Genomic DNA, 26,434 nt, shown 5'->3' with positions numbered 1-26,434 from the left:
CGGTCTGGTCGCGGACTCGCTCGACATCGGCGGAGTCGGTCGGGTCGTGGAGATGCTCGCCGAAGGTCTGCGGGCGGAGGGGATCGAGCCCGTCGTCGTGTGCCCGGTGGAGGGAGCGCGATCCACCCGCCTGCGAGGTCTCGGCGTCCAGGTGATCATCGCCCCGGACACGACCTCGGCGTCCGACTTGATGGCCCGCGCCCGCCTCGACGTGATCCAGCTGCACAGCGCTCCCGACCACCTCGTCGATGCGGCCGACCGTGTGGGTGTGCCCATCGTGCCCGTGCTGCACAACACAGAGATCCACTACTCGCCCGACAAATGGAGGAGCACGGCGGCGCTCTTTTCGCGTGCCGACTCCGTGATCGCGGTCAGCACCCTCGTCCGCCAGTTCCACGTCGAGCGGGTGCCCGCGAGTGCGGCCGAGAAGATCGTGGTCGTCGCAAACGGCGCTATGCCCATGCCCGCCGTCACGGACCAGGTGCAGTCTGCCGCGCGCGACGAACTCACTCGCACCCTCGACGCGCCGCTGGCAGACGAGGTTGTCTTCGCCTGCCTGGCGCGCTACGACTCCCAGAAGAACATCGCCGGGATGGTGGCGTCCTTCCTGTCCGCGCGCCCGTCCGCGCTGCGGGTCCACCTCGTCGTTGCAGGCGATCCGTCGGACTGGCTCGAGTTCCGGCGCGCCGACGCGATCCGCCGCAGCCATCCCGACGGTGACCGTGTCCACCTCCTGGGGAACTCGGATGCCGCCACGCTGCTGGCTGCGGCTGACGCCTTTCTCTTGGACTCGTTCTTCGAGGGCTGGCCGCTCGCGGCGACCGAAGCGGTGGCCGCTGGCCTGCCCATCGTGATCAGCGAGGCCGGCGGCGCGGTGGAGCTCGTGGAGCGAGCGGCGCACGGATCCGTGCTGATCACCAACGCGAGCGGTCCCGCGGCCGCCGTCTCAGACCGCCGCGCACGTGCGGCGCGCCGCAGGGCTCGGCACCAGACGAATGCCGGAGACGTCGCGACCGCCGTAGGGGCCGTGACACGAACGGTCCGCAGCAGCACGGGCCACCGCATACCTGCGGCCGACGACAGCTTCCGCGCGATGGTGGCTGGCCATGCGGCTCTCTTACGGGTGGCCGTGGCCGCGCGTGCCGCAGTTGCGCGCCGCGATCTGTCGGCGCCCTTCGACACCTCCGACCGGCCCGGTACGAACGGGGTGAATTCGCCGCACATCGCGTGACGGTGCACACGCCGTCACCTATCGTCGGCAAGGCGGCCGGCCAGAAGAAAGCCCTTCGCACGACCGGAGTGAGGTGTCCTGATGGTGCCACGGCTGAGCACAGACGGGCACGCCACGGACCGGTCGACGAGCGTGAGCGACGGGGCGCCCGGGCGACCCGAACTCATGCGTGCCCATCCCCCTGACCGCGCTGCGCGCGCGCTCCACGGGACCGGGTACGCGGCGCTGACCGTGCTCACGGGGCTCGTCGACGTCCTTCCTGCCCGGATCAGGTTCGGCCACGCGCGCACCCTCACGCAACGCGCTCTCGGCCTCCACGACATACCGCGCATCCCAGCGACGACGTCCGCCGTGCAGGTCACCGAACGAGCGGCCGTCGGCGAGCCCGAGAGGGCTCAAAGCGTCGCGTGCGCACTGGTGACGGAGACCCTCGACATCGGCGGCGTCGAGGCAGTGGTCGGAATCCTCGCCCGTGAGCTGCCCCAGCGAGGGATCGCGTGCAGGGTCATCACGCTGCACGGGGGTCGACAGGCGGAGGCCCTGCGACGTGCAGGCGTGTCCGTGACTGTCGTCGACGGCGCAGCAGGCCTGTCAGCCGCCCTTGCCGAGAACCGACCAGACGTGGTCCAGGTGCACACGGCAACTCCGCCGATGATCGATGCCCTGCTTGCGTCCGGCCTGCCTCTGGTCCCGGTCGTGCACAACGTCGAGCTCTACCGAAGCCCGCTCGCGTGGGCCGCAACGGCCCGGCTGAGCCACGCTGCCACGGTGACCATCGCAGTCAGCGATGCGGTGCGGCGTGACCATCTCGAGCACGTCGGCGAGCCAGGCCCGGGCGCGGTCACCCTGGTGCCGAACGGTGCACCGCGGTCGGTGGTCGAGTCCGCGCCCTCCCGGAGCGTGGCGCGATCGCAGCTGACCGAGATCCTGGGCGTCGACGTGCGCGACGACGTCGTCGTGGTGAGCCTGGCCAGGTACGACATCCAGAAGAACGCCGCTGGCCTCGTCGACGCGTTCCTCCAGGCCGCGACCCTCGACCGCCGACTGCGTCTGGTCATCGCGGGCGAGCCGAGTGACTGGCTGGAGTACCGCCGTGCGGACGAGCTACGGCTCAGCCACGCACTCGGGCACCGCGTGAACCTGCTCGGCGACTCCGACGCGGGCACGTTGCTCGCTGCCGCGGACATCTTCGCCCTGAACTCGTACTTCGAGGGTTGGCCGGTCTCCGCCACCGAGGCGCGAACGCTCGGGTTGCCCGTCGTCATGTCAGACGTCGGAGGGGCGCGTGAGCTGGTCGGCACCGACGGGGTCGGTGGCGCAGTGGCACCCAACCCGTCGGGCTCGACACTCACGCGTCGATCGGTTGCGCGGGCGCGCCGGCGGCTGCACCAACCCTCACGCACGGCATTCGCCAACGCCCTGGCGACCATCGCAGCCACCGAGCGCCTGGCCGCTGCTCGGCGGGTGCCCGCCGACAGCCGCGACCAGATGATCGGGTCACATGCCGGCATCCTGCGGCGGGTCGTCGACACGCAGGTGTCGAGATGACGCACGACACCGCCGCCGAGGAACACAAGGACGACCATGCGTCGTCGACCGGTGCGCTGGGCCGCTCCGCAGCCGCCGGCATGCTGTGGCTCACCGCGCAGAAGTGGCTCGTACGGATCTCCGGCCTGGCGACGATCGCGATCCTCACCCGACTGATCGAGCCGCAGGACTTCGGCGCGGTCGCCGCGGCGTCGGCAATCACCCCGTTCGTGCTGTTGCTGTCCGACCTAGGACTGACGACCTACATCGTGCAGACGCCCCGCCTGAGCCAACGGACCCTGAGCACTGGGTTCTGGTTCTCGATCAGCGTCGCCGCCACGCTGTGCGGGGCAATGATCTTGTCAGCCCCGCTCCTCGCCGGCGCGTTCGGCATCCCCGCGGCGACACCCGTCATCCAGACCATGTCTCTGTCCGTCGCCGCGATCGTGCTCTCGTCCGTCCCGACGGCACTCATGCGCCGCCGGATGCAGTTTCGACTCTTGGCGGTGCAGGCCTCCATCGGAGTGGTCGTGTCGCAGGTCATCGCCGTCGTGCTGGCCCTTCGTGGAGCCGGCGCCTGGGCGCTGGTCGCCCAGATCGTCACGTCCCAGGCGATCGCCTGCGTCCTGGCTTGGCGGTCCGCGGGATGGCGCCCCACACTGGAATTCTCCCGGCTCGAGTTCGGCTTCATGGCCCGCTACGGCGGCAACGTCGTCGCCGTGGACATGGTGGCGACCGCGCGGGCGGCCGCTGAGGCGGCAGTGATCTCAAACGTCCTCGGGGCAGCCGCGCTCGGGTACATGAGCATCGCGCAGCGGCTCATCCAGGTTGCCCAGGACATGGGCGGCTCGGCGATCGTTCCCGTGTCGACCGTCGTATTCGCGAAGATCCGAGAATCCGGCGATCGGCTCCGCAGCGCCTACGTGCGAGCGCTGCGCCTGTCCTACGCCGCGGTCTCGCCCGTGATGATGGTGGTGGCAGTCGGTGGCTCGTTGCTCATCCCGCTCATCTTCGGGCCCAACTGGGGCGCGAGCATCCCCGTCGCACAAGCGCTCGCGGTCGCGGCGATCCTCACACTTGGCGCCGGCATCGATAACGGCCTGTTCTACGGTGCAGGGCGACCAGGGCGTTGGCTGGCCTACGCGGTGGTCATCGACGGGCTGACCCTGGCAGTCACCATCGTGGCAGCGCCGCACGGTCTCACGGCCGTGGCAGCGGGCTTCGTCGGCGTAGCAGCGATCGCCACAGCAGCGCGGTGGTGGCTCGTCAGCAGGCTGATCGATATCGGGCCAGGAAAGCTCGCCCGCGTGATGGGTTCAGCGGCCTTGTCGGTGGTCGCGTCGGGGGCCGTGGGGCTCGGAGTTCTCCGCGTGACCGAGGATTCACTGCCCCCGATCCTCGCACTGGCGTGCGTGAGCTTGGCGGTCCTGGTCACCCACCTGGTCGTCGTCCGCCTCGTGTCGCCGGCGGTCTACACGGACGCCCTGGGATTGCTGACGTCGCGTACCGGCCTGGCGCGGCGATTCAAGTTTCTCGCGAGGCTCTGAATCCTCGGATACGTCACAGACCCAGGCGTACCCTCCGCCGCTCGGCGCGGTCGCAACGGAGGCGGTCGGCGATCTCGCTCGCCAACATGGCGGCTCGGCCACGCCGCCGCGAGCGCTCCAGCACGTGAAACGCCCGGCTCGCCGGAGCACCAGGGTCGGTGCGAAGTGCAAACTCCTCGAGCTGCTCCACGGGCCAGAGCTCCGTGTGGCCCCACCAGTGGGCCCGCGCCGCAAGCGTGAGGGCCTCGGCCGCGAGGGTTTGGTGTGCCGTCGACGTGAGCGTGTCGACGCCAGCGAGCCGACCGCGCGCAAACCCGTCGGCCGCGTCGAACGCAGCGAGCCGTTGCTCGAGGTCCACCATCATGCCGTTGGCGGAGTCGCGCTCGAACGTAGCCGTGTGCATGTTTGTCGCGTGGACACGGTAGAACGCCTGCGCAGAGCCGGCGACCCTGCCGATCGCAGAGACCGATGCGGCCCGCAGCCACATCTCGAGGTCACCCGTATGCGGCAGGGCCGGGTCGTAACCTCCGATGCGGCGCTGGACGCTGCTCCTGAGGACCACCTCCGGCGACCTGATGACGTTGGTGCCGGCCCGCACGCGGGTTCGGTACCAGTCAGCTCCCGTCCACACCGCCCAAGCATCGGGACGCGTCCCGACCTCCGGTGGCTCGTCCGTGAAGTCGACGGCCGCGCCGTACACCATGCCGACGTCAGGACGCGAGCGCATGAGGTCGACCGCTCGGGACAGCGAGCCCGGTGCGAGACGGTCGTCGGCCGACATGAGGACGCTGAACTCGCCCGAGACCTGCTCGAGGCCATCGTTGTACGTCGCGATGTGGCCACGATTCTTGACGTGCTCGACCACCCGGACCCGCTGGTCCCGCGCGGCTAGAGCGTGCGCAACCTGGACGGACCCGTCCGGAGACGCATCGTCGACGATGATGACCTCAGCCTGTACACCGGGCTGCTCGAGGATGCTGTTCACAGCCGTAGGCAGGTAGTGGCCGTAGTTGTAGCACGGAACCACGACCGAGACGGTCGCCTGCGGTCCGTCTGAAGCGACAGGGGAAAGGACTTCTGCCCGCGACGCGACAAGTCGTAGGCGCTCCCGTCCGAGCTTCAGGCGTCGCTTGACGGCCGGCGTGTCCACAGCACTCACCCGACGGAGGTTCGCAGCTGCTCGGCCACACGCTCCTGCTGCGCGACCGTCAGGTGCGGGTACATCGGGAGTGAAAGGATCCGGAGCGCGGCGGCCTCGGTGACCTGGAACGCTCCGACGCCGAGCCCGAGCCCGCCGTACGCGCCCGTCAGGTGCACAGGGGTCGGGTAGTGGATGCCGGCGCCGATCCCAGCATCGTTCAGCTCCCGCAGCACACGGTCCCGATCGTCGACCTGCACGACGTACAAGTGCCAGACGTCCTGGTTGCCCTCGGCGCTGACCGGCACTCGCACGCCGTCGACGCCGGCCAGCAGCTCGCCGTACCGCGCGGCGGCCGCCCGGCGGGCGTCGTTCCAGCCCTCGAGCCGACGCAGCTTCGCCTCGAGCACCACCGCCTGCACCGTGTCGAGGCGCGAGTTCATACCGATCGCCTCGTGCTGGTACTTCACCGCAGACCCATGGGCCGACAGCACCCGCACGGTCCGGGCGATGTCGGCATCGGACGTCGTCACGGCCCCGGCGTCGCCGGCCGCCCCCAGGTTCTTGCCGGGGTAGAAGCTCGTCCCGGCGGCCAGCCCGAAGGAGCCAGCGGCCCGACCGTTGCGCGTCGCGCCCTGGGACTGCGCCGCGTCCTCGATCATCGGCACACCTGCGTCCGCGGCGATCTTGCCGATCTCCTCGACGGGCGCGACCTGGCCGAACAGGTGCACGGGGACGATTGCCTCCGTGCGAGGACCGACCGCTGCGCGGACGGCATCGGGGTCCATCAGCAGATGCACGGGATCCACGTCGACCAAGACCGGGACCGCGCCGATGCGGGATGCGGCCTCCGCGGTCGCGATGAAGGTGTTCGCAGGGATGATCACCTCGCCGCCGGCGCGCACACCTGCGGCACGGAGCGCGAGCTCGAGCGCATCGGTCCCGTTGGCCACGCCGATCGTGTGGGACACCTGGCTGAACGCCGAGTAGGCGGCCTCGAACCGGCCGACCGCCGGGCCGCCGATGAAGGCGGTGGCCGCGAAGACCTCGTCGAGGCCGGCACGCACCTCGTCGGCAATCTCGGCCTGCTGGGCACCGAGGTCCACCAGGGGGATCTTGCTCACGCGCGTGCTCCTTCGTCGATGGTCACAGCTTCGTTCTCGGGTGACGCGGCCCCGACGGCCCAGCGGTGCCGGGCCCGGCCAGACTCCTCACCCAGGGGGCGGGCCGGCACTCCGACCCACGTCTCGCCGTCGGGCTGGTCCTCGAGCAGTGCGGCGCCCATGCCCAGCGTCGCGCCGGCACCGACGCGGACGTGCTCGCGGACGCCAGCGTTCATACCGACGTAGGCGCCCCGGCCGACGACGACGGCGCCGCCGAGCGACACCCCCGCGCAGAGCGTGCCGAAGTCCTGCACGACGCAGTCGTGGGTGAGCGTGACGTTCGGCATCACCACCACGTGCGAGCCGACGGTCACGGCCGTGGTCAGTGCGACCCCGGCCAGCACGATCGACCCGGTGCCGATGTCGCAGCCTGCCGGCACGTCGACGCTCGGGTGGACCACGGTCGCGTAGCGGACGGGGAAGACCCCGAGCGCCTCGAACCGCTCGACGATCAGCTCCCGCGACCGACCACGGCCGGCGCAGATCAGGAGGTCCGGGCCCGGGTGGTCGGTGACGCTGTCGAGGCCGCCGAGCACAGGGGCGCCGTCGAGCATCGTCCCGTGCCGGGCGACGTCGTCGTCGAGGTAGCCGACGACCTCGTAGTCCGTGTGCGCGCGGACGACCGCGAGCACCTCACGGGCGAGGCCGCTGGCGGCGACGAGGATGAGCTGAGGCGTCACGCGGGACCGGCCGAGCGCAGGGCGTCGATCACGCGGGCCTGCTCCGACTCCGACAGCTGGTGGAACACCGGCAGGATGAGCGTCGTGGCGGTCAGGTGCTCGGTCACCGGCAGCGGGGCGTGCGCGGCGCCGGCGTACGCGGGCTGACGGTGCGTGGCCATGATGCCGCGACGGGCGGAGATGTCCGCAGCGGCGAGGTGGGCCAGCAGCCCGTCGCGGTCGAGGGGAAACTCAGGACCGACCTCGACCCAGAACGACTGGAAGTTGCAGGTTCCCCACTCGGGGTCCGCGACCGCACGCAGGCCGGGCAGCTCGTCGACCTGCTTCGCGTATGTCGCGGCGATCTCGCGACGACGCGCGACGACCTCCGGGAGCCGGCCGAGCTGGACGATGCCGACGGCGGCCTGCAGGTCGGTCATCCGGTAGTTGTAGCCCACCTCGAGGTACTCCTCCGGCGGTGCCAGCACGCTGGCGTGCCGAGCAGCGGCGGACACGCTCATCGCGTGCTCGCGCAGGATCCGCGCGCGCTGGGCCCACTCCGCGTGCGGCGTCGTGAGCATGCCGCCCTCCCCGGTGGTGACGATCTTGCGCGGGTGGAACGACCACGCCGCGACGTCTGCGCCGGCGCCCACGGGACGGCCGCGGTACGTCGAGCCGGCGCCGCACGCGGCGTCCTCGATCACGACGATGCCGCGCGGGTCGGTGACGGCGCGGATGGCGTCCAGGTCCACAGGCACGCCGCCCTGGTCGACGACGATCACCGCGCGGGTGGCGTCGGTCAGCGCGGCGGTGACCGACACGGCCGTGAGGTTGCCGGTGAGCGGGTCAACGTCGGCAAACACCGGACGAGCGCCCACGTACGTCGGCGCGTTCGAGGTGGCGATGAACGAGAAGGACGGCACCACGACGTCGTCGCCGGCCTGCACGCCGGCGACCACGAGCGCCAGGTGCAGCGCCGTGGTGCACGACGAGGCGGCGACGGCGTGCTCGATCTGCATGGCCTGCGCGAACGCCGCCTCGAACGCCGCTACCTTCGGCCCCTGGGCCACCCAGCCCGAGGCGATGACCTCGCTGACCGCGGCGATCTCCTCGGGACCGAACCACGGCTGCATGACGTTGATGCGGCTCATGCGGGTGACCCCGCGGGGCTCAGCGCGCGTCCGGCCGCGATCTCGCTGCGCAGCGGGCGCCACCACTCGACGAGCGCGCGCAGGCCGTCCTCCAGGCCGATCTCCGCCTCGAACCCGAGGTCCACCCGGGCCGCGGTGGTGTCCGCCAGCCGCCGGGTCACGCCGTTGACTGCACGCTCCGGCCCGTGCTCGACCGGCAGGTCGGAGTCCATGGCCCGGAGTAGCGCCTGCGCCAGGCCCAGCAGGCTCGTCTCGGTGCCGGACGCGATGTTGTAGACGCCGTCCACCACGTCGCTCCTCGCGGCCAGGAGGTTCGCGCGCGCGATGTCGCCGGTCACGACGAAGTCCATCGTCTGCAGTCCGTCGCCGAAGATCAGGGGCGGCTTGCCGTCGGCGATCCGCTCCATCCAGCGCACGAGCACCTCGGTGTACAGGCCGTGCACGTCCATCCGCGGCCCGTACACGTTGAAGTAGCGCAGCAGCACGTAGTCGAGGCCGTACATCGCCCGGAAGCTGCGCACCATGCCCTCGTTGAACGACTTGGCCGCGCCGTAGAACGTGTCGTTGTTGTGGTGGTGGTGCCGCTCCCCCGTCGGGAACTGCTCGGCGAGGCCGTACACCGACGCGCTCGACGCGGCGATCAGCTTGTCCACCTTGTGCTCGACGGCGGCCTCGAGGACGGTGAACGTGCCGTCCACCAGCACCTCGAGAGCCAGACGTGGCTCCTCGGCACACTGCGTGATCCGTATGGCTGCCTGGTGGAACACGATGTCCTGCCCGCGGGTCACGTCGTGCACGAGGTCGCGGTCGCGCAGGTCGCCCTCGACGAGCTCGACCTTGCCGGTCGCGAGCGCGCCTGCGAGGTTCTCGCGACGGCCGCGGACCAGGTTGTCGAGGACGACGATGTGCGCCGCGCCGGCGTCGACGAGTTGGTCGACGATCGTGGAACCGATGGTGCCGGCCCCGCCGGTCACGAGGACGCGAGCGCCCTGGAGCGTGCTCATGCGATGGTCTCCAGCGAGGGTGCGTGGGCGTCGACAGGGGTCAGGCGGCCCCCGTCGGCAAGGCTGAGGGAGGCGGACTCGAGGACGTCCAGGACGCGCAGGCCGGCGTGACCGTCGGTCCGGGGGGCGCGACCCTCGCGGATGGCCGACGCGAACTCGGCGACCATGACGCCGAGCGCCTCCTTCTCGGGCAGCGCCGGCGCCCAGGCGTCGCCCAGGCGGTAGGAGATGTTCGCGGTCGTCTTGTCCGGCATCGGCTGACCCAGCTCGACGCCGCGGTCGTACACGGTGAGCCGCTGCTGCGGGGACAGGTCGTCCCAGACGAGCGTGCGCTTGCTGCCCCCGATGACCATCTGGCGGATCTTGGTCGGGCTGAGCCAGTTGACGTGCACGTGAGCGATGGCGCCGCCCGGAAGCGGCAGCGTCAGGTAGCCGACGCACGTCTGGCCGGTGCCCAGCGGGTCCGCGCCCTGCGCCGCGACGCCCGTCGGCACCAGGCCGCCCGGGAGGATGAAGTCGAGGATCGACAGGTCGTGCGGGGCGAGGTCCCAGAACACGTCGACGTCGGGCTGCACGATGCCAAGGTTGATGCGCACCGAGTCGACGTACAGGATGTCGCCGAGGTGCCCCTCCTCGATGAGCTCCCGCATCTTCAGCACCGGCGCGGTGTAGCAGAATGTGTGGTCGACCATGAGGACCCGTCCCAGCTCGGCGGCCCTGCTGACCATCGTCCGAGCGGCCGTGCCGCGGTCGGCGATCGGCTTCTCGACGACCACGTGCTTGCCGGCCTCGAGGGCCGCCAGCGCGATCGGTGCGTGCGTCCGGGCAGGGGTCGCGATGGCGATCGCGTCGACGTCGTCGCGGGCCAGCAGGTCGGTGACGCTCGTCATCACCTCGACGGTCGATCGGGCGCCGACGACCTTGCGTGCGCGGTCCTCGTCCAGGTCGCAGACGGCGACCAGATCCCAGTCGGGGCTGTTCCGGAAGTTGCGAGCGAGGTTGGGTCCCCAGTACCCGGCACCCACCACAGCCACACGCAGCTGCTCGGTCATATCGATCCCCTTAACGTCTCGGTGGGCTCAAGTGTCACCAAGGAAGGGGGGCATGTCCGTAGATACCGGACATTTTCACCCCGCGACCAGCGGGTGAACACCCGAACGGCGGCACACGGCACGGGGCCCGTGGCCGCCGAGGTCGGAGGACGACGTCTCGGCGGTCACGAGCCGGTCGCGCGGGCTAACCTGCAGGGACGAACACGAGGTCGATCCCGAAGAACGTCGCCGTCGAGTTGACCGGGAACGTCGTTCCGTACACATACGCGCCACCGTTCGCAACGGTCGACAGCGGGCCTACGACGCGGGCTGTCGCCAGGCCGTTCGAGGTCACCGCGTACCGGCCGGTCGTCGAGTAGTTGGCGGCCGTATAGACCTGCCCGGGCATGATCCCGACCGGCGTCGGCAACGAGACGGTTTGCCAGCCCGAAGCGGACTCAGCCGTCGACGACGCCTCTGCCACCTTGACACCTGACGCATCCCAGAGGCTGACCGTGTGCGTGCCGGTGTTGGTCGCACCCTTGTAGAACCGGATCGCGGTCACCGATCCGGGGACGTTGGCCGTGAAGCGAGTACCCACCATGACTGCCGAGGTGTCGTTCCAGGCGTCGTAGGTCGGGACCTCAGCGTCCGTCCAGAGCGAGACCGCACTTGCGGTCGACGACGCGGTCGTGAACGTCCACGAGCCGCCCGCGAGCGCCGTGCCGGACAGGCTCGTCGACACCGAGATCGCGGTCCCGGCCGGCAGCGCGACGCTGGGCGTGAACGTCACCTTGAGGGTCGCAGGGTCGTACGAGCTCGTGCCTGCCACGGGCCCACTGGGCGCAACCAGCGCCACGGCAGGCGTCCCGGCGGTCGGGGCACCGGACAATGTCGCCGCCACGGTGGCCGTCGTCGAGATTCCGGTTGCACCGCCTGGCGGCGCCTGCGTTGTGACGGTCGGGAGACTTGGCGCGGCCGTCGAGTACACGACGTCGACGAAGTAGTTCGTCTGCTGCCACGTGCTCGTCGGGGCCACGCCCCCGGCGCCGTAGCCGTACCGACCGTTGCCGGCCGCAGGCACGGTCAGTGGACCGACCGTCCTGTCAGCGACGAAGTACGACGACGTGGCGGCGTAGTGACCCTGCGGGGCGTAGTACGAGATCACATAGGTGGTCCCCGGTGCGACCGTGTAGGGGCTCGAGAATGTCGCCGTCTGCCAGCCAGTCGCCGACTCACCCGTGAACGTGACCGTGCGCAGCAGCTGTCCGGTCGAGCTCCACAACGACCCCGTGTGCGTCCCGCCGTTCCCGGCGCCCTTGTAGAAACGCACTCCCGTCACGACGCCCCAGGCGGTCGGCGAGAAGCTCACACCGAGCTCCACGGCAGACGAGTCGTTGACCCCAGCGCTCGTCGGCGACTGTCCGCGGAACAGCGTGCACGGGCACCCGTCCGCATCCATCGTCGTGAACGACCAGGAGACATCGGCGAGGGCTACCCCGTCTGTCGAGACCAGTCCGGTGGCCGTGGCTGTGTACACGGTCGAGAGTGCGAGTGCGGACGTGGGCGTGAAGGTGAGTGTCCGACCGTCGACGGACTTCGTGAACGCACCACTCACGGCAGTGGCTCCCGACTTGAGGCCGAACGCCGCACCAGAGGCAAGCGGCACGTTGAACGACACCGACACCGGCGCCGTCGTTGACGCGCCCAGGTCTCCGGGTCCCGGCGACTGCGACGCGATCGACAGGGTTGCAGCGTCTTGCAGGAACACCACGTCGACCAGATAGCTGGTCGAGCTGCTCGATCCGGGGTAGCCCGTGCCGTAGGTGTAGGCACCGCTGTCGGATGCCGTACGCAACGGCGCTCGTTGCAAGCCAGTTCCAGAGAACGCACCGAGTGTCGCGGAGTAGAGGCCCACGGGTGCTCGGTAGGAGACGACGTACTCGGTGTCCTTGCTGATGCGCACCGGCGACGCGAACGTCGCAGTCTGCCAGCCAGTCGTGCTCTCACTGCTGAATGTCGCCTGCGCGAGGGGTTGCGAACCACCGACTGCCCACAGCTGGCCGGTGTGCGTTCCCGTGTTGTTCGGTCCCTTGTAGAAGCGGACGCCTGTCACGACCCCGTCGGAGCTGCTCGCGAACCGCGTCCCCAGCGTCACTGCCTGGTTGTCGGCCGCCTGCAGGATCGAAGGGACATCCGAGTCGTTGTACAGACCCACGGTCCGCGCGCCGACGACCTGGTCAGGCGCTGCCGAGGTAAAGGTCCAGGAGGAAGGCCCGGCGACCCCAGCTCCGTTCGCCGTCGCGCTGATCGACGCTGTATAGATCGTCGATCTCGAGAGCGGGGACGACGGAGTGAACGTCGCCCTGCGGGTCGCCGTGTCGTAGCTGGTGACGCCCGCGACTGCGGTGCCCCCCTGCGGTGTCAGGCTCATCGCGACCGACCCGGCAGTCACCGTCTTCGACAGGACGACGCTGGGCGCCGTGCTGACCGGCACGCTCGTCGCGCCAGCCAGCGGCGATTGCCCACTGATCGTCAGCGGCGTGGTGTCCACCGTCGTGAAGACGACGTCGACGTAGTACTGCGACGACCCATAGGTCTGGGCCGGGAACGTACCTGGCAACCCGTAGGTGCCCGCACCGGATGCCCCGAAGCCGCCACTGGTCTGGAGCGGTGGTGCCGATCGACCGCGGTACCAGAACGCGTCCGATTGCACGGCGTAGTCGCCCGCCGGCGCCGTATAGCTCACGACGTACGACGTCCCCGCGTCGACACTCACGGCTGCGGAGAACGTCGCCGTCTGCCAGCCCGCTGCGGACTCGCCGGTGAAGTTCACCGTCGCGAGCCGCGTCCCGGTGGCACTCCAGAGCGACCCGACGTGCGTTCCTGTGTTCCCGGTGCCCTTGTAGAAGCGAACTCCGGTGATGAACCCGGTCGTCGTCGGGCTGAACTTGAGCCCGAGCTCGACTGCAGACGGGTCGTTTGCCGAGGCTAGGACGGGAACCGTCGCGCCGAAGAGAGAGCACGGGCAGGCGACGGTGAACGACCTGGTCGCGGCCGTCCCGATGTTGGCGCTGTCATCGACGGCACGCACCTGGACCGGGACCGAACCGAGCCCGGACTGGACGTAGGAGTAGCTCCAGGCGGTCGTGCCGGTTGCGGGGTGCCACGAGGCACCCGCATCGGTCGAGACCTCGACGCCGGCGACCCGGCCGCCGACGTCATTCGCCGTGCCGGTCACGGTCACGGATGCGCCGTTCGCGATAGCCGAGTTCGCTGCGGGCGTGCTGATGAGGACCGTCGGTGCTGTCGTGTCCGTAGACGCGGTCGCAGCGACGAGGCCGGAGATGAGCGTGCCGGGCTGAGCCTTCATGTCGGCGAGCAGGTTCACCGTCGCTTGCTGCATCCGAGAGTCGGCGGCAGCTCCGGCACCATCGTGGGTCGCGTCCAGACCCCACGTCCACTGGATGGAACCAGCCGAGAACACGAGCGCTCCACTCGGAGCCTTGTACATGGTCAGGTGGTGCGTCGTGGTACCCGCAAGGACCGTGTTGCCGAAGTCCTGCATGTACTGCGGCACGGCGCCTGTCGTCGTCGAGAGCCGGATGAGCCCCGCAGGACGCGAGCCGTTGTCGAGATCCTCATCGGACTCGTAGCCGATCGTGTGCGGAGCGAGCCCGGCCGTGGTTCCGGATGCCAAAGACGCGAGCGAGGTGCCTCGCCAGAGTCGAAGCTTGCCCTCCTCGGACGACACCGTGACCGACAGGTCGGAGAAGTTGGACATGTACATCGTGCCCGTGAGGTTGTTCTCCGGCTTCCCGGCGCCCGCCGCCGTCGACGCGAAGCGAGGATCCCGCCAGGTACCCGTCCACTCCGACGTCGGGTCGATCTTGGCGTTTGCCCACGTCTCCTTGTACGACACCAGGGTGCGGTAGGGGGTTGCCGTGCCGGCTACAGACGACTCGTACCGGGTGTGCCAGTACGCCTCGTTCCCGCTGAGGAACGCGAGATTCACCCCTGCATCGCGAGCTGCCTCGACGTTCGCGCGCTGTGCAGCAGACCAGTACTCGTCATGCCCGACCGACAGGAACACCTTGTGGTTCTTCAGGAGCGCACCGCTCCGGTCGGTGTCGACGCCCGCGATGTAGCTGACGTCGTACCCGTTGGCCTCGAGAAACCGCACCATCGGGTACTCGTTGCTGAAGTAGAAGTCCCTACCGCTGTTGTCGCCACGCGTCACGACAGGCCGGTTGTAGCTGATCTTGTACGCGCGACCATTGGCCGCACCCTGGTAGAAGTCCGAGCCGCCATAGGTGTTGTACGCCTCCCACGTGGGGTCGGACGTCTGGAAGACGACGGCCGACGTGCTGGCGTCGTTGCGCACGATGAACGTGATGTGGCTCTCGTCACCCGTCGCCGTGTCGGTGAGCTTGGCGAGATAGACGCCGGACACTGCTGTGCTGGGCACCGCCCAGCTGGCCGACACCGCCCAGTTCCCACAGTCGTACAGCTCCGTCGTGGCGTCGGAGACACAGACGGGCTGGTGTTGAGGCAGCGCCACTGACGGCGTCACCGATGCGATCTTGCGAGCACCCAGCCCGCCGTAGTAGCCGGTCCGGTAGATGTCGATGGTGTAGGCGCGCGAGTCCGTCTTGATCTTGAACGAGACGGTCGATCCGACGTTGACCGAGATGTCCGTCGAGAAGCCCTGGATGCTGTCGTCGCCGGCACCGGTGATGTCCCAGATGGACGGGTCCGTGCCCGGCTTGGAGTTCTCGCAGACGATCGGGTTGCCGCCGACGGCACACGGGTCAGCCGCAGAGGCCGCGGTCGGGATCGCCGTGACGGCGAGCGTTGCGCTCGCGACCAGTGCCACGACGAACCCGACGGTGCGGCGGAAGGTGCTGCGGGGGCTCATGAGGACTCCGAGTGTCGAGAACGAGCGCAGGTGGGTGCGCTACCCGGACATGGGTCTCGCACGAAGGCTCTGATACCGGACGATATGGGACATCTCGGACGTTGACGCCCGTTCTGTCCGGATATCACCCGGCGTGACACGGACAATCGCCCAGATGACGTAGCGGTGCCCCCAGGTGGGCCAGAATCGGACCACCAGGCAATCCGACCCACAAGGAGCGACCGTGCCCGACAACAGCCCGACCGTGGCCCCCACGGCCGACGTCGACCCGCGCGCGACGGTCGGCGCCGGCACCCGGATCTGGCACCTCGCTCAGGTGCGCGAGGGCGCCGTCGTCGGCAAGGAGTGCATCGTGGGCCGGGGCGCCTACATCGGGCCGGGCGTGGTCGTCGGAGACCGGTGCAAGATCCAGAACCACGCGCTGGTGTACGAGCCGGCGGTCCTCGAGGACGGCGTCTTCGTCGGGCCCGCGGTGGTGTTCACCAACGACTACTACCCGCGCGCGGTGACCCCCGACGGCGGGCTCAAGTCCGCGGACGACTGGCACGCCGTGGGGGTGACGGTCCGGACGGGTGCCTCGATCGGCGCGCGCGCGGTCTGTGTCGCGCCGGTGACGATCGGTCGCTGGGCGCTCGTCGCGGCCGGCTCGGTGGTGACCAAGGACGTCCCCGACTTCGCGCTCGTCGCGGGCGTGCCGGCGAGGCGCATCCGCTGGGTGGGCCGGGCCGGAGCCCCGCTCGAGGAGCAGGGCGACGAGACGTGGACGTGCCCGATCACCGACGAGCTGTACGTCGAGGTCGACGGCGTGCTGAACCTCGTGATCCAGTGACGCCTCAGTAGGCGCCGGAGCCGCCGAAGACCGCACGGCCCGTCTTCCAGAGGATCAGCAGGTCCATGGTGACGGACCAGTTGTCGACGTACCGCAGGTCCAGCCGGATCGACTCGTCCCACGACAGGTCGGCGCGCCCGCTGACCTGCCACAGACCGGTGAGCCCGGGGCGCACACGCAGGCGGCGGTTGACGGCGTCGTGGTACTCGTCGACCTCCTGCGGCAGCGGCGGGCGCGGGCCGACGAGCGACATGTCGCCCTTGACCACGTTCCACAGCTGGGGCAGCTCGTCGACCGAGTACCGCCGGATCAGGCGACCGACCTTCGTGATGCGGGGGTCGGAGTGCATCTTGAACATGAGACCGTCACGGTCGCTGCTCTCGAGCAGGGCTGCCCGCCGCGCCTCCGCGTCGACGTACATGCTCCGCAGCTTCCAGAGCGTGAACTCCTGACCGTCGACGCCGACGCGACGCTGACGGAAGAACGGCGAGCCCGGGCTGGTCACCCGGACGGCGACCGCCGCGGTGATGATCACCGGCAGCGCGACGAGGAGCAGGAGCACGCCGAGCGTGCGGTCCAGCGTCGCCTTGGCCAGCCGACGTCGGCGCGGGGACGAGGTCTCGACCTCGATCAGGGACAGGCCGGCGGTCGGGCGCAGCTGGACGCGGGGGCCGAGCACCTCGACGAGACCCGGGGCAACGACGAGGTCGACTTCTGCACGCCCGAGTGCCCACGACAGGCGGCGGAGCGCGTCTCCGGCGAGCTCGCTGCCCGCGACGATGACTGTGTCGACCTGGTGGTCGTAGGCGACCTGAGGGATGTCCGCCAGCGCACCGAGGGTCGGCACGCCGTCCTGCGGCGGTTCGTCGGTGACGGCCGGGAGGCACACGCCGACGACCTGGTAGCCGTGGTAGGTCGAGCGGCGCAGGTCCGAGATCACCGAGTGGACCGAGCTGGCGTCGCCGACGACGAGGGTCCGGGCCATCGCCATGCCCTTGGAGCGCCGACCGTGCAGCGAACGACGGAGCGCGTACCGGCCGAGCGCGACGCTGAAGGTCAGGACGACGACGATGAGGGCGACCAGGACGCGCGGGAGCACGACACCGACGGCGACGCTGCCGAGGGCCACCACCGCGGCCGAGCCGACGCCCGCGCGGAAGATCGCCTGGAACTCGCCGGGACCGTCGCCGACGTGCTTGTGGTCGTACCCCCGGCCGGCGGCGACCAGTACAAGGAAGGAGACGGCGACGACCACGGCCCACCAGGCGGTGCCGTCGGTGTAGGGCCGGAACAGCACGAGGACGGTCGCGAGGACGAGCGCGCTGATGGCGACGTCCGTCGCGACGGACTGCTGGACGTACCGACGGGACTCGCTCCCCCAGTTCGCTGCGTCGTACGAGGCCAACGGCTCGCGGGGGTGCGTCACGAACGGCTCACCCGACGCCCAGGAGCGTCGCGGTCCGGCGGCGGCCCTGCGACGTTCGAGGAGAACGTCCAGGTCGTCAGCCGGATCCCCAAGGATCGTCATGTCTCTGCCCGTCGACGAATGAAGTAGTACGTCTGTCCGGGTTGGAGGCTATGTCGACAGGTATGGCCGGAGATAGACCTATATGTCCGTTTTCACCCGGTGTTCACCCGGGTGGAAAGGACGTTCACGCCTTGGTGTGGAACCGCAGCTGGGCCTGCTCGAGGCCCTGGGTGACGAGAGTCTCCACCGCGTCGGCGGCCGAGTCCACCAGCCACGGGACGTCCTTCAGCTCGACCTTGGCGAAGTCGCGCAGCACGAAGTCGGCGGCATCCATGCGGCCGGGCGGCCGGCCGACGCCGACCCGGACGCGGACGTAGTCCTTCGAGCCGAGCGCGCGCGTGGTGTCGCGCAGGCCGTTGTGACCGCCCTCGCCGCCGCCTCTCTTGAGCCGGACGTCCGCGAACGGGATGTCGAGCTCGTCGTGCACCAGGACTGTACGTTCGAGGGGCACGTCGTAGTACTTCGCGAGCGCGGACGTCGGTCCGCCCGACGTGTTCATGTACGTCGTCGGCTTGGCCAGGATCACCCGAGGGCCCGGGACACCGCCCGGCAGGACCCCGAGCCGAGCCTCCGCGACGACGGCCTGGGGGCGCGACAACAGCCGACCGCCGCCCGACCCGAACGTCGCACCGTGGCGCCTGGCCAGCTCGTCCAGCACCATCTGACCCACGTTGTGACGGTTGCCGGCGTACTTCGCGCCAGGGTTGCCCAGGCCGACGACCAGCCAGGGTCCGTCGGTCATGTCGCCTCCTCGGTGCGGGCAGTCGTGGAACGGGCAGTCGTGGAGCGGCAGTCGTGGAACGGGCAGAGTGCACGACGCCCGGCACCGTCAGGAACGGTACCGGGCGTCGGCGATCAGCTAGAGCGGACGGCTCACGCCTCGGCGGCGGCGGCGCTGGCGGCCGACTGCGACGCGGCGATCTCCGACGCGGCAGCCTCGGCGGCCAGGTCGTCGGCGGAGGCGTGCGGGACGCTGATCGCGATGACGGTCAGGTCGGGGTCCGACAGCAGGGTCGCACCCTCGGGCAGGGTGATCTCGCCCGCGGTGATGGACGTTCCACCGGTCAGGCCCTCGATGGAGACCTGGACCTCGTTGGGGATGTGCGTGGCCTCGACCTCGAGCGACAGCGCCTGCGTCTCGAAGACGTGGATCGTGCCCGGGTAGGACTCGCCGACGACGGTGACCTGGACGTCGACGGTGACCTTCTCGCCACGGCGCACGATCAGCAGGTCGACGTGCTCGATGGTGTTCTTGACGACGTCGCGCTGGACGTCCTTCGTGATCGCCAGCGTCGTCTTGCCGTCGAGCTCGATGGAGAACAGGGCGTTGGCCTGCTTGACGGCGAGCATCGTCTGGTGGCCCGGGAGGGCGACGTGCTGCGGGTCCGAGCCGTGGCCGTAGAGCACCGCGGGGATCTGGTCGGCACGGCGCAGGCGGCGCGCGGCGCCCTTGCCGAACTCGGAACGGGCGGTGGCGACGAGCTTGATCTCAGCCATGGTGACTCCGGGAGTAGGCGCTTGCGCAGGGTCCGCGAGCGGTCGGTACGAGAGAAGCGTCGTGTGGACGACGCGTACAAGAACAGAGTGGTGGTGGCCTCGACGCGGGACGTGGGACGGGCACGCGGAGGCGGCACGCCCAGTCGATCACGGAGCTCAGGGGCCGTGCCGGTCCGACGCCATCCTTGACATGATGAGCGCCGTTCCGTCCGACCGTCCTTCGTCCCTCGCCGAGGCAACCTGTAGAGCCTACCCGAGGCGACGGGGTGCTCCCAACCCCAGACGGTCAGTCGGCCCAGGCGTAGCGGACCGTGACGTCGGCCCGGACGGCCTGCTCGCCGGCCTCGACCGGGATCGCCAGGCCCATGGGAGCGGCCGCGACCCGCGCAAACATCGGCGCGGCGTCCGCGACGCCCTCCTGGACCCAGACGACCTCGCCCAGCGCGCGGCCGGCCAGCGTCGCCCAGTGCGTGGCCTTCGCCACGGCGTCGGCCCACGCGAGCTCGCGCGCGGACGCCTGGGCCGCGGTCGGGTCGCTCACCGCGTAGCGCAGCGTGCCGAGGCGTGCCTCGTCACCGCCCGCGGTGACGGCGGCGCCCAGCAGGTCCCCGGCGGTGTCCACGCCGCGCAGGGTCACGCTCAGGTCCGTCCGGGCCACCGTGTGGTCGCCGTCGGTCCAGGACGACGTCCCCCGGGTCTGCAGGGCGCGGGCGTCGAGACCCCCCGCCTGCAGCGAGTCGGTGATCCGGGTCAGCGCCGCGCTCGCGAGCAGCAGGGCGCGCCCGGCGTCGAGCCCGCGGGACTCGGCACCCAGCTCGGCGATGACGACGTCGGGCACGGTGAGCACCTCACCGGCCCCCCGGACGGTGACGCCCCCGCGGGGACCGCGTCGCTCGTCGTCGGGAGGGCCGCCCATCGGCACCGCTCAGGCCTGACCGTCGAACAGGGACGTGACCGAGCCGTCGTCGAACACCTCGCGGATGGCGCGGGCGATGAGGGGGGCGATCGACAGGACGGTCAGCTTGGGGAAGCGGCGCTCGTCGGCGATCGGCAGGGTGTCGGTGATGACCACCTCACGGGCGCCGCAGCCCTGCAGCCGCTCGGCGGCCGGGTCGGACAGCACGCCGTGGGTGGCGGCGACGATGACGTCCTTCGCCCCTGCCTCGAGGATCACCCGGACGGCACCGGCGATGGTGCCGGCGGTGTCGATGAGGTCGTCGACGAGCACGCAGCTGCGGCCCTCGACGTCGCCGACCACCCGGTTGGCGACCGTCTTGTTGGGGCTGCGGATGTCGCGCGTCTTGTGCACGAACGCCAGCGGCCCCCCGCCGAGCTTGGCGGCCCACTGCTCGGCGACGCGGATGCGGCCGGCGTCGGGCGAGACGACCGTGACGTTCGAGGTGTCCACGCGGCCGCGCACGTAGTCGGTGAGGATCGGCATCGCCCACAGGTGGTCGACCGGGCCGTCGAAGAAGCCCTGGATCTGCGCGGCGTGCAGGTCGACGCTCATCAGACGGTCGGCGCCGGCCGTCTTGAACAGGTCGGCCATGAGACGCGCGGAGATCGGCTCGCGCCCGCGGTGCTTCTTGTCCTGGCGGGCGTAGCCGTAGAACGGGGCGACGACGGTGATCGTCTTGGCGGAGGCCCGCTTGAGCGCGTCGACCATGAGCAGCTGCTCCATGATCCAGGTGTTGATGGGCGACCCGTGCGACTGCAGGACGAAGGTGTCGGCGCCGCGCACCGACTCGCCGAACCGGGTGTACAGCTCGCCGTTGGCGAACTCGTACGTGGTGGTCGGCAACAGCTCGATGCCCAGGTGGGCGGCCACGTTGTTGGCCAGGTCGGGGTGGGCGCGGCCGGAGAGCAGCACCAGGCGCTTCTCGCTGTCCGAGGAGACGATCCCGGTCATCGGGCGGAGTCCTTAGGGTCGGTGGGGACTGCAGGGGGTGCTGCCTGTGCGGCCGTGGCGGCGCGGCCCAGCTCCGCGCGCGCCTGCGGGGAGAGGTCGCCGCGTTCTACCGGCCGCGTGACGGCCGCAGCCGCCGCGGTGCCGGCGCGCGAGCGCGCGACCCAGCCCTCGATGTTGCGCTGCGCACCGGCGCTCACGGCCAGCGCACCCGAGGGCACGTCGCGGCGGATGACACTGCCGGCACCGGTGTAGGCGCCGTCTCCGACCGTGACCGGCGCGACGAACATGTTGTCCGCGCCCGTGCGGGCGTAGGAGCCGATCGTCGTGCGGTGCTTGTTGACGCCGTCGTAGTTGACCGTCACCGAGGCCGCGCCGATGTTCGTGTGCTCACCGATCGTGGCGTCGCCCACGTAGGAGAGGTGCGGGACCTTCGAGCCGGTGCCGATCTGCGCGTTCTTCGTCTCGACGAAGGTGCCGATCTTGCCGTCGTCGCCCAGGACCGTGCCGGGGCGCAGGTAGGCGAAGGGCCCGACGCTGGCGCCCGCGCCGATGACCGCGAGGTTGCCGTGCGTCCGCACGACGGTGGCGCCCGGGCCCACCTCGACGTCGGTCAGCGTGGTGTCCGGGCCGACCGTGGCGCCCTCACGGACCACCGTCGCGCCCTGCAGCTGGGTGCCCGGCAGGATCGTCACGTCGCGCTCGAGCTCCACGTCCACGTCCACCCAGGTGGTGGCCGGGTCGATCACCGTCACGCCCTCGCGCATCCAGTCCTCGAGGATCCGGCGGTTCATCTCGGCGCGCAGGACGGAGAGCTGGACGCGGTCGTTGACGCCCTCGACGAGCATCGGGTCGTCGGTGCGCAGCGCGCGCACGTGGCCCCCGTCGGTCCGTGCGATCGCGAGCACGTCCGTGAGGTAGACCTCGCCCTGCGCGTTGTCCCGACCCAGACGGCCGAGCGCACCACGTAGCACGGCGGCGTCGAAGACGTAGATGCTCGAGTTGATCTCGGCGATCGACCGCTGCTCGTCGGTCGCGTCGCGCTCCTCGACGATGCCCAGCACGTCGCCGGTGCCGGGCTCGCGCAGGATCCGGCCGTAGCCCGTGGGGTCGGCGACCTCGGTGGTGAGCACCGTGACCACGTTGCCGTCCGCGTGGTGCGCCTCGAGCAGCTCGTGCAGGGTGGCCGCGTCGAGCAGGGGGACGTCCCCGGCGATGACGACGACGGCACCGACGACCAGCGCGTCCGTCGCCGAGCCGGCGGTCCCGTCGCCCGCCGCGTCGGCCTGTGCGGCGGCGTCGAGGCCCGTCATGGCGACCTGGACGGCGCGGCCCGTGCCCGGGATCGCGTCCTGGTCGGCCAGCAGCGCCTGCGGATCGATCTCGGTCACGTGCGCGGCGACCTGGTCCCGCTCGTGCCGGACGACCACGAGCACGCGACCGGGGTCGAGCGCCCGCGCCGTGGCCAGCGCGTGACCGAGCATGCTCCGGCCGGCCAGCGTGTGCAGGACCTTGGGTGTCGCCGAGCGCATCCGCGTTCCTTCGCCTGCGGCGAGGACGACGACGGCTGCCGGGCGGGGGAACGTCACCTGTGGGTGCTCCTCGCGGATCTGCCCGAGAGGTCGGGCGGCGGATCTCGTGCGCACCGTGAACTCTACCGTCGCGCGGCCGTGCGGCAGTTCACGGGCGCTGACCCCGGTGGGCCTCGACCGCGCGGTGCACGCTCCCGTGGATCCGGTCCGCGCCGAGCCGTTCGACCACACCGTCCCGGTCGAGGGTCTCGCGGACCGCGGGCTTGACCCGGGCCAGGCGGACGGTCACGCCCTGGTCGTCGGCGAGGTCCAGGATCGCGTGCAGGATCCCGGCGCCCTGCGAGTCGACGATCGCGATGGCTCCGCAGTCGATGACGATGATGTTCAGCCCGGGATGGTCCGCAACCACCTCACGCACCCGGTCCTCGAGCGCGTCCGCGGTGGCGAAGAACAGGCCGCCGTCGATCCGGATGACTGCGAGTCCGGGCTCCACCTCGTCGTCGGGGTACTCGTCTATCTCCCGGAACACCTGCGTCCCGCGCTCCCGAGCCATCAGGGGCAGCGGCGGGCGGGTGGCCACCGAGACGAGCCACAGGAGCGACAGGCCGATGCCGATGAGCACGCCGGCCAGCACCCCGACGATGAGCGTGCTGACGAGCGCGACGATCGCGATCCAGAAGTCGAACCGGTGCACCCGGAACAATCGGCGCATGCCGGCCACGTCCATCATCCCCATGACGACGGCCTCGATGATGATCGCCGCGAGCACGGCGGTCGGCAGGCCCGAGAACAGGGGCGCGAGCAGGAGGAGCGTGAGGATGACCATCACGCCCGACGTCAACGACGCGACGGGCGAGCGCGCGCCGGTGCGGTCGTTGAGCGAGCTCGCCGACAGGCTCGTCGAGACGGGCATGCCCTGGAACAGACCCGCCCCGATGTTGGCGGCGCCCTGGGCGAGCGACTCCTGGTCGATGTCCACGCGATAGCGGTGCCGCGCGGCGAACGTGCGTGCGTCACCGGCCGTCTGCGAGAACCCGATCATGACGAGGGCGACCGAGGCGAGCAGGACGGTCGCGAGGTGGTTGCGCAGCAGCGTCGGGTCCGGCACGACGAGCGACGGCAGCCCGCGCGGGACGTCGCCGACGAGCGCGACCCCGTGCTCGCCCAGGTCGAACAGCCAGTTGGCCAGCAGCCCGCCGACGACCAGAACGAGTGCGCCTGGGATGCGCGGCGCGATCCGACGCAGCCCGAACACGGTCGCCAGAGCGACCACGCCCACGATCGCCGTCGCGCGGTTCAGGTCGACCAGCGTGCCCAGCCACGACTCCAGCTCCTGGATCGGGTTGTCGCCGGAGGTCTTGGTCCCCGTGAGCTTGGGGAGCTCACCGATGACGACGTCGATCGCGGCCCCGAACAGGAAGCCGGTCACCACGGCGCGCGAGAGGAACTGCGCTATCCAGCCCATCTTCAGCACGTTGAGCAGGACGAAGACGAGTCCGGACACGAGCGTGATCCCCGCGACGAACGTCGCGACCTCGTCGCCCGCGATCCCCGTCGCGAGGACGGCGCTCGCCGCCACGGCTGCCAGGCCCGAGCTCGGGCCGGTCGAGATCTGCTTGCTGGTGCCGAAGATCGCGTACAGGATCGCGCCCGCCGCGGCGGCGTAGAGGCCGTTCTGCAGCGGGATGCCGGCGATGCCGGCGTAGCCGAGGTTTTTGGGGACGATGAGCGCCGCGACGGCGACACCCGCGGCGACGTCGGTGCGCAGCCACGAGCGGTCGTACGTCCGCAGCGCGCCGATGAGCGGCACACGGCTGGTCCGGCCTCGGCTCATGCGCGGCCCGCCTCCTTCACGACCGGTGCCATCTGCGGCGTCGTTGCCGAGCCGCACTGACGAGAGGCCCGGAACGCGCACGCTAGCAGGGCCGAGACCGCGTGACTCCGAGAACCTCGGTGTCGCGACCGGGTGCACCCGTGCGCGTGCCAGGGCGCGATCGTCGAACGCTGGGCAGGCTCGACGAGCTCGGCCTGCGCGCCGGCACGGGGATGTCCCCTCCCAGCCGCCGGCCGACGCCTCAAGCTCGCCGACGGAGGCCCTGGCCTGACACATGACGGTGTGGTGTGCGGTGGTTCGATCGTGACCCCCGCCCGCACCCTCCTACCGGGTCCGCTGGGTACGTCGCTGGACCACGACCGCTAGGGATGCGCGGAGGCGGTATGGAGCCGGTCGATGATCGACACCACGCCGAGCACGGCCACGGCGAGCGCCACGGCCGCGACCACGTCGGTCAGGAAGTGGTATCCGAGATAGAGCCGGCTGAGTGCCACCGCCGTCGTGCCGACGACGGTCACGACACCCCACGCGACGAGCCGCGCGGGCGTCGGGCGACGGCTGCACACCAGGTAGCCGAGGACGAGGAGCAGGGTCGCGGTGCCGAGCGTGTGCCCCGACGGGAACGAGGCGGTCAGCTCGGCACCGGGGACGACCATCGTGTCGTTCGGCGGCCGCGGCCGGTCGACCAACCCTTTGACCGCCAGTCCCAGGAGCGACGACCCGAGCATCGCGCCTGCCAGGAGCAGGGGCCGCCACCACTCGCGCCGCACCAGGCCCCAGATCAGAGCGCCGACGCCCACCACGATCGGCAGGATCACCGGACCCGAGACGAAGGTGATGGTCGCGAGCACCGCTGTCCACGCGTCGGTCCGGTGGGCGACGAGCCAGTCCAGCACGGGCTGGTCGAGATGCCACAGGTCGTCGCGCTCGCGGACGGCGTCGAGAACGGAGAAGAACACCGCCAGCCCCACGGCGACCAGGACGAGCCCCGGCAGCACGGCACGCACGACCCGTCGGTCGCGGCGCTCGCTGGCCGTCTCAGGCGTCATGCGAGACCACGCTAGCGAGCCTCGGCCGGGTCCGGGCGGCCAGGCTGCTGCTGCGCTGCGCTGCGCCGCGGCGCGCTGCGGTGCTGCTCCGCCCTCAGGATTCGAACCTGAACTGCACGGCTCCAAAGGCCGGCGTGCTGCCGTTACACCAGGGCGGACCGGCGGCTCATGCCGCCTCGTCGCCAAGTCTGCCAGGGCGGACGCACAGGTTTGCGCACCCGGTCACGGCATGATGGGCGCGTGGCCACCGACCCCAAGCGCACAGCCCGTACCCGGATGACCGGGACGCAGCGCCGAGCACAGCTGCTCGACGTGTCGCGGCGCCTGTTCGCCGAGAAGGGTTTCGACGGCACGAGCGTCGAGGAGATCGCGGCGCGCGCCGAGGTGTCCAAGCCCGTCGTGTACGAGCACTTCGGGGGCAAGGAGGGCGTGTACGCGGTCGTCGTCGACCGGGAGATCCAGGCGCTGACCCGCGCGCTCAGCGTTCCCCTCGAGGAAGGCGGCCACCCCAAGGCGCTCGTCGAACGGACCACGCTCGCGCTGCTCGGCTACATCGAGACGTCCGAGGACGGCTTCCGGATCCTCGTGCGCGACTCCCCCGTCGCCCAGGCGACCGGCACGTTCTCGTCGTTGATCGGTGACGTCGCCACCCAGGTCGAGCACCTGCTGGCCGACCAGTTCCGGAAGCAGGGCCAGGACCCGAAGACCGCGCCGATGTACGCCCAGATGCTCGTCGGCATGGTCGCCCTCACCGGGCAGTGGTGGCTGGACGCTCGCCGGCCCAGCAAGGACCAGGTGGCAGCGCACCTGGTGAATCTCGCCTGGAACGGCCTGTCGGGGCTCGAGCGGCGTCCGATGCTGACATCTCTCGACGTCGAGTAATCTCGGCC

20 protein-coding genes and 1 tRNA gene are annotated in these 26,434 nt (G+C 70.6%); 5 read left to right on the top strand and 16 right to left on the bottom strand.

The annotated features are described in order from the left end of the window. The first annotated feature begins 52 nt into the window (after nt 1–52). The 3 genes from ACPPVS_RS02950 (at nt 53) to ACPPVS_RS02940 (ending at nt 4,305) form a co-directional block, all read left to right on the top strand. A complete protein-coding gene (locus ACPPVS_RS02950) occupies nt 53–1,231 on the top strand; it encodes a glycosyltransferase family 4 protein (protein ID WP_426595868.1) in 1,179 nt (392 codons plus the stop codon). A gap of 81 nt (nt 1,232–1,312) precedes the next feature. Further along, nucleotides 1,313–2,779 (top strand): glycosyltransferase, encoded by a 1,467-nt coding sequence (locus ACPPVS_RS02945; RefSeq protein ID WP_426594485.1) that lies wholly within the window; start codon nt 1,313–1,315, stop codon nt 2,777–2,779. Further along, nucleotides 2,776–4,305 (top strand): lipopolysaccharide biosynthesis protein, encoded by a 1,530-nt coding sequence (locus tag ACPPVS_RS02940; protein WP_426594484.1) that lies wholly within the window; start codon nt 2,776–2,778, stop codon nt 4,303–4,305. The genes ACPPVS_RS02945 and ACPPVS_RS02940 overlap by 4 nt, the downstream gene beginning before the upstream one ends. A 13-nt stretch (nt 4,306–4,318) precedes the next feature. Here ACPPVS_RS02940 and ACPPVS_RS02935 read toward each other — a convergent pair whose 3' ends face one another. The 7 genes from ACPPVS_RS02935 to ACPPVS_RS02905 all read right to left on the bottom strand — a co-directional run bounded on the left by ACPPVS_RS02935 (nt 4,319) and on the right by ACPPVS_RS02905 (nt 15,369). After that, nucleotides 4,319–5,290 carry a glycosyltransferase family 2 protein gene (locus ACPPVS_RS02935; protein WP_426594483.1) on the bottom strand — a complete coding sequence of 324 codons (972 nt, stop codon included), beginning with the start codon at nt 5,288–5,290 and terminating at the stop codon, nt 4,319–4,321. Between the two features lie 170 nt (nt 5,291–5,460). Then, complete coding sequence (locus ACPPVS_RS02930) at nt 5,461–6,567, bottom strand: DegT/DnrJ/EryC1/StrS family aminotransferase (RefSeq protein WP_426594482.1); 1,107 nt, start codon at nt 6,565–6,567, stop codon at nt 5,461–5,463. Then, a complete protein-coding gene (locus ACPPVS_RS02925) occupies nt 6,564–7,286 on the bottom strand; it encodes an acetyltransferase (RefSeq protein ID WP_426594481.1) in 723 nt (240 codons plus the stop codon). The genes ACPPVS_RS02930 and ACPPVS_RS02925 overlap by 4 nt, the downstream gene beginning before the upstream one ends. Continuing rightward, nucleotides 7,283–8,416, bottom strand: coding sequence for a DegT/DnrJ/EryC1/StrS family aminotransferase (locus ACPPVS_RS02920; protein ID WP_426594480.1), 1,134 nt, complete (start codon nt 8,414–8,416; stop codon nt 7,283–7,285). Before ACPPVS_RS02920 ends, ACPPVS_RS02925 begins: the two co-directional genes overlap by 4 nt. Beyond that, complete coding sequence (locus ACPPVS_RS02915) at nt 8,413–9,420, bottom strand: NAD-dependent epimerase/dehydratase family protein (protein WP_426594479.1); 1,008 nt, start codon at nt 9,418–9,420, stop codon at nt 8,413–8,415. The genes ACPPVS_RS02920 and ACPPVS_RS02915 overlap by 4 nt, the downstream gene beginning before the upstream one ends. Next, entirely contained in the window at nt 9,417–10,472 is a 1,056-nt protein-coding gene (locus ACPPVS_RS02910) for a Gfo/Idh/MocA family protein (RefSeq protein WP_426594478.1), read from the bottom strand. Before ACPPVS_RS02910 ends, ACPPVS_RS02915 begins: the two co-directional genes overlap by 4 nt. Nucleotides 10,473–10,656: 184 nt before the next feature. After that, nucleotides 10,657–15,369: a DUF4082 domain-containing protein gene (locus tag ACPPVS_RS02905; protein WP_426594476.1), complete on the bottom strand. Its 4,713-nt coding sequence runs from the start codon at nt 15,367–15,369 to the stop codon at nt 10,657–10,659. A 223-nt stretch (nt 15,370–15,592) separates the two neighbouring features. On the opposite strand from ACPPVS_RS02905, the gene ACPPVS_RS02900 reads away from it, so the two are divergent. Then, nucleotides 15,593–16,198, top strand: a complete 606-nt coding sequence (locus tag ACPPVS_RS02900; RefSeq protein WP_426594475.1) for an acyltransferase — start codon at nt 15,593–15,595, stop codon at nt 16,196–16,198. A 4-nt stretch (nt 16,199–16,202) separates the two neighbouring features. Here the strand turns inward: ACPPVS_RS02900 and ACPPVS_RS02895 are convergent, their stop codons facing one another. From ACPPVS_RS02895 to ACPPVS_RS02855, 9 genes are all read right to left on the bottom strand, one after another. After that, the gene (locus ACPPVS_RS02895; RefSeq protein WP_426594474.1) at nt 16,203–17,726 is read right to left on the bottom strand and encodes a sugar transferase; all 1,524 of its coding nucleotides are present in this window, start codon (nt 17,724–17,726) and stop codon (nt 16,203–16,205) included. A gap of 124 nt (nt 17,727–17,850) precedes the next feature. Beyond that, nucleotides 17,851–18,468, bottom strand: coding sequence for an aminoacyl-tRNA hydrolase (gene pth, locus ACPPVS_RS02890; protein ID WP_426594473.1), 618 nt, complete (start codon nt 18,466–18,468; stop codon nt 17,851–17,853). A 131-nt stretch (nt 18,469–18,599) separates the two neighbouring features. Further along, nucleotides 18,600–19,223, bottom strand: coding sequence for a 50S ribosomal protein L25/general stress protein Ctc (locus ACPPVS_RS02885; RefSeq protein ID WP_426594472.1), 624 nt, complete (start codon nt 19,221–19,223; stop codon nt 18,600–18,602). 286 nt (nt 19,224–19,509) lie between these two features. Next, the gene (locus tag ACPPVS_RS02880; protein WP_426594471.1) at nt 19,510–20,061 is read right to left on the bottom strand and encodes an SIMPL domain-containing protein; all 552 of its coding nucleotides are present in this window, start codon (nt 20,059–20,061) and stop codon (nt 19,510–19,512) included. Nucleotides 20,062–20,148: 87 nt separating this feature from the next. Beyond that, nucleotides 20,149–21,132, bottom strand: a complete 984-nt coding sequence (locus tag ACPPVS_RS02875) for a ribose-phosphate diphosphokinase (protein ID WP_426594470.1) — start codon at nt 21,130–21,132, stop codon at nt 20,149–20,151. Beyond that, a complete protein-coding gene (gene glmU, locus ACPPVS_RS02870; protein WP_426595867.1) occupies nt 21,129–22,718 on the bottom strand; it encodes a bifunctional UDP-N-acetylglucosamine diphosphorylase/glucosamine-1-phosphate N-acetyltransferase GlmU in 1,590 nt (529 codons plus the stop codon). Before glmU ends, ACPPVS_RS02875 begins: the two co-directional genes overlap by 4 nt. A 91-nt stretch (nt 22,719–22,809) precedes the next feature. Next, a complete protein-coding gene (locus ACPPVS_RS02865) occupies nt 22,810–24,495 on the bottom strand; it encodes a SulP family inorganic anion transporter (RefSeq protein ID WP_426594469.1) in 1,686 nt (561 codons plus the stop codon). Between the two features lie 362 nt (nt 24,496–24,857). Next, nucleotides 24,858–25,544, bottom strand: coding sequence for a phosphatase PAP2 family protein (locus ACPPVS_RS02860; protein ID WP_426594468.1), 687 nt, complete (start codon nt 25,542–25,544; stop codon nt 24,858–24,860). A gap of 86 nt (nt 25,545–25,630) precedes the next feature. Further along, nucleotides 25,631–25,702: transfer RNA gene (locus tag ACPPVS_RS02855), tRNA-Gln, on the bottom strand. 118 nt (nt 25,703–25,820) lie between these two features. Here ACPPVS_RS02855 and ACPPVS_RS02850 point away from each other — a divergent pair. Continuing rightward, the gene (locus tag ACPPVS_RS02850) at nt 25,821–26,426 is read left to right on the top strand and encodes a TetR/AcrR family transcriptional regulator (RefSeq protein WP_426595866.1); all 606 of its coding nucleotides are present in this window, start codon (nt 25,821–25,823) and stop codon (nt 26,424–26,426) included. The last annotated feature ends 8 nt before the right edge of the window (nt 26,427–26,434 follow it).

Origin of the sequence: Cellulomonas sp. McL0617, assembly GCF_049994875.1 — a bacterium.
Lineage (GTDB): Bacteria > Actinomycetota > Actinomycetes > Actinomycetales > Cellulomonadaceae > Cellulomonas.
Note: the sequence above shows the minus strand (reverse complement) of the source record. Positions and strands in the feature narration are given on the sequence as shown.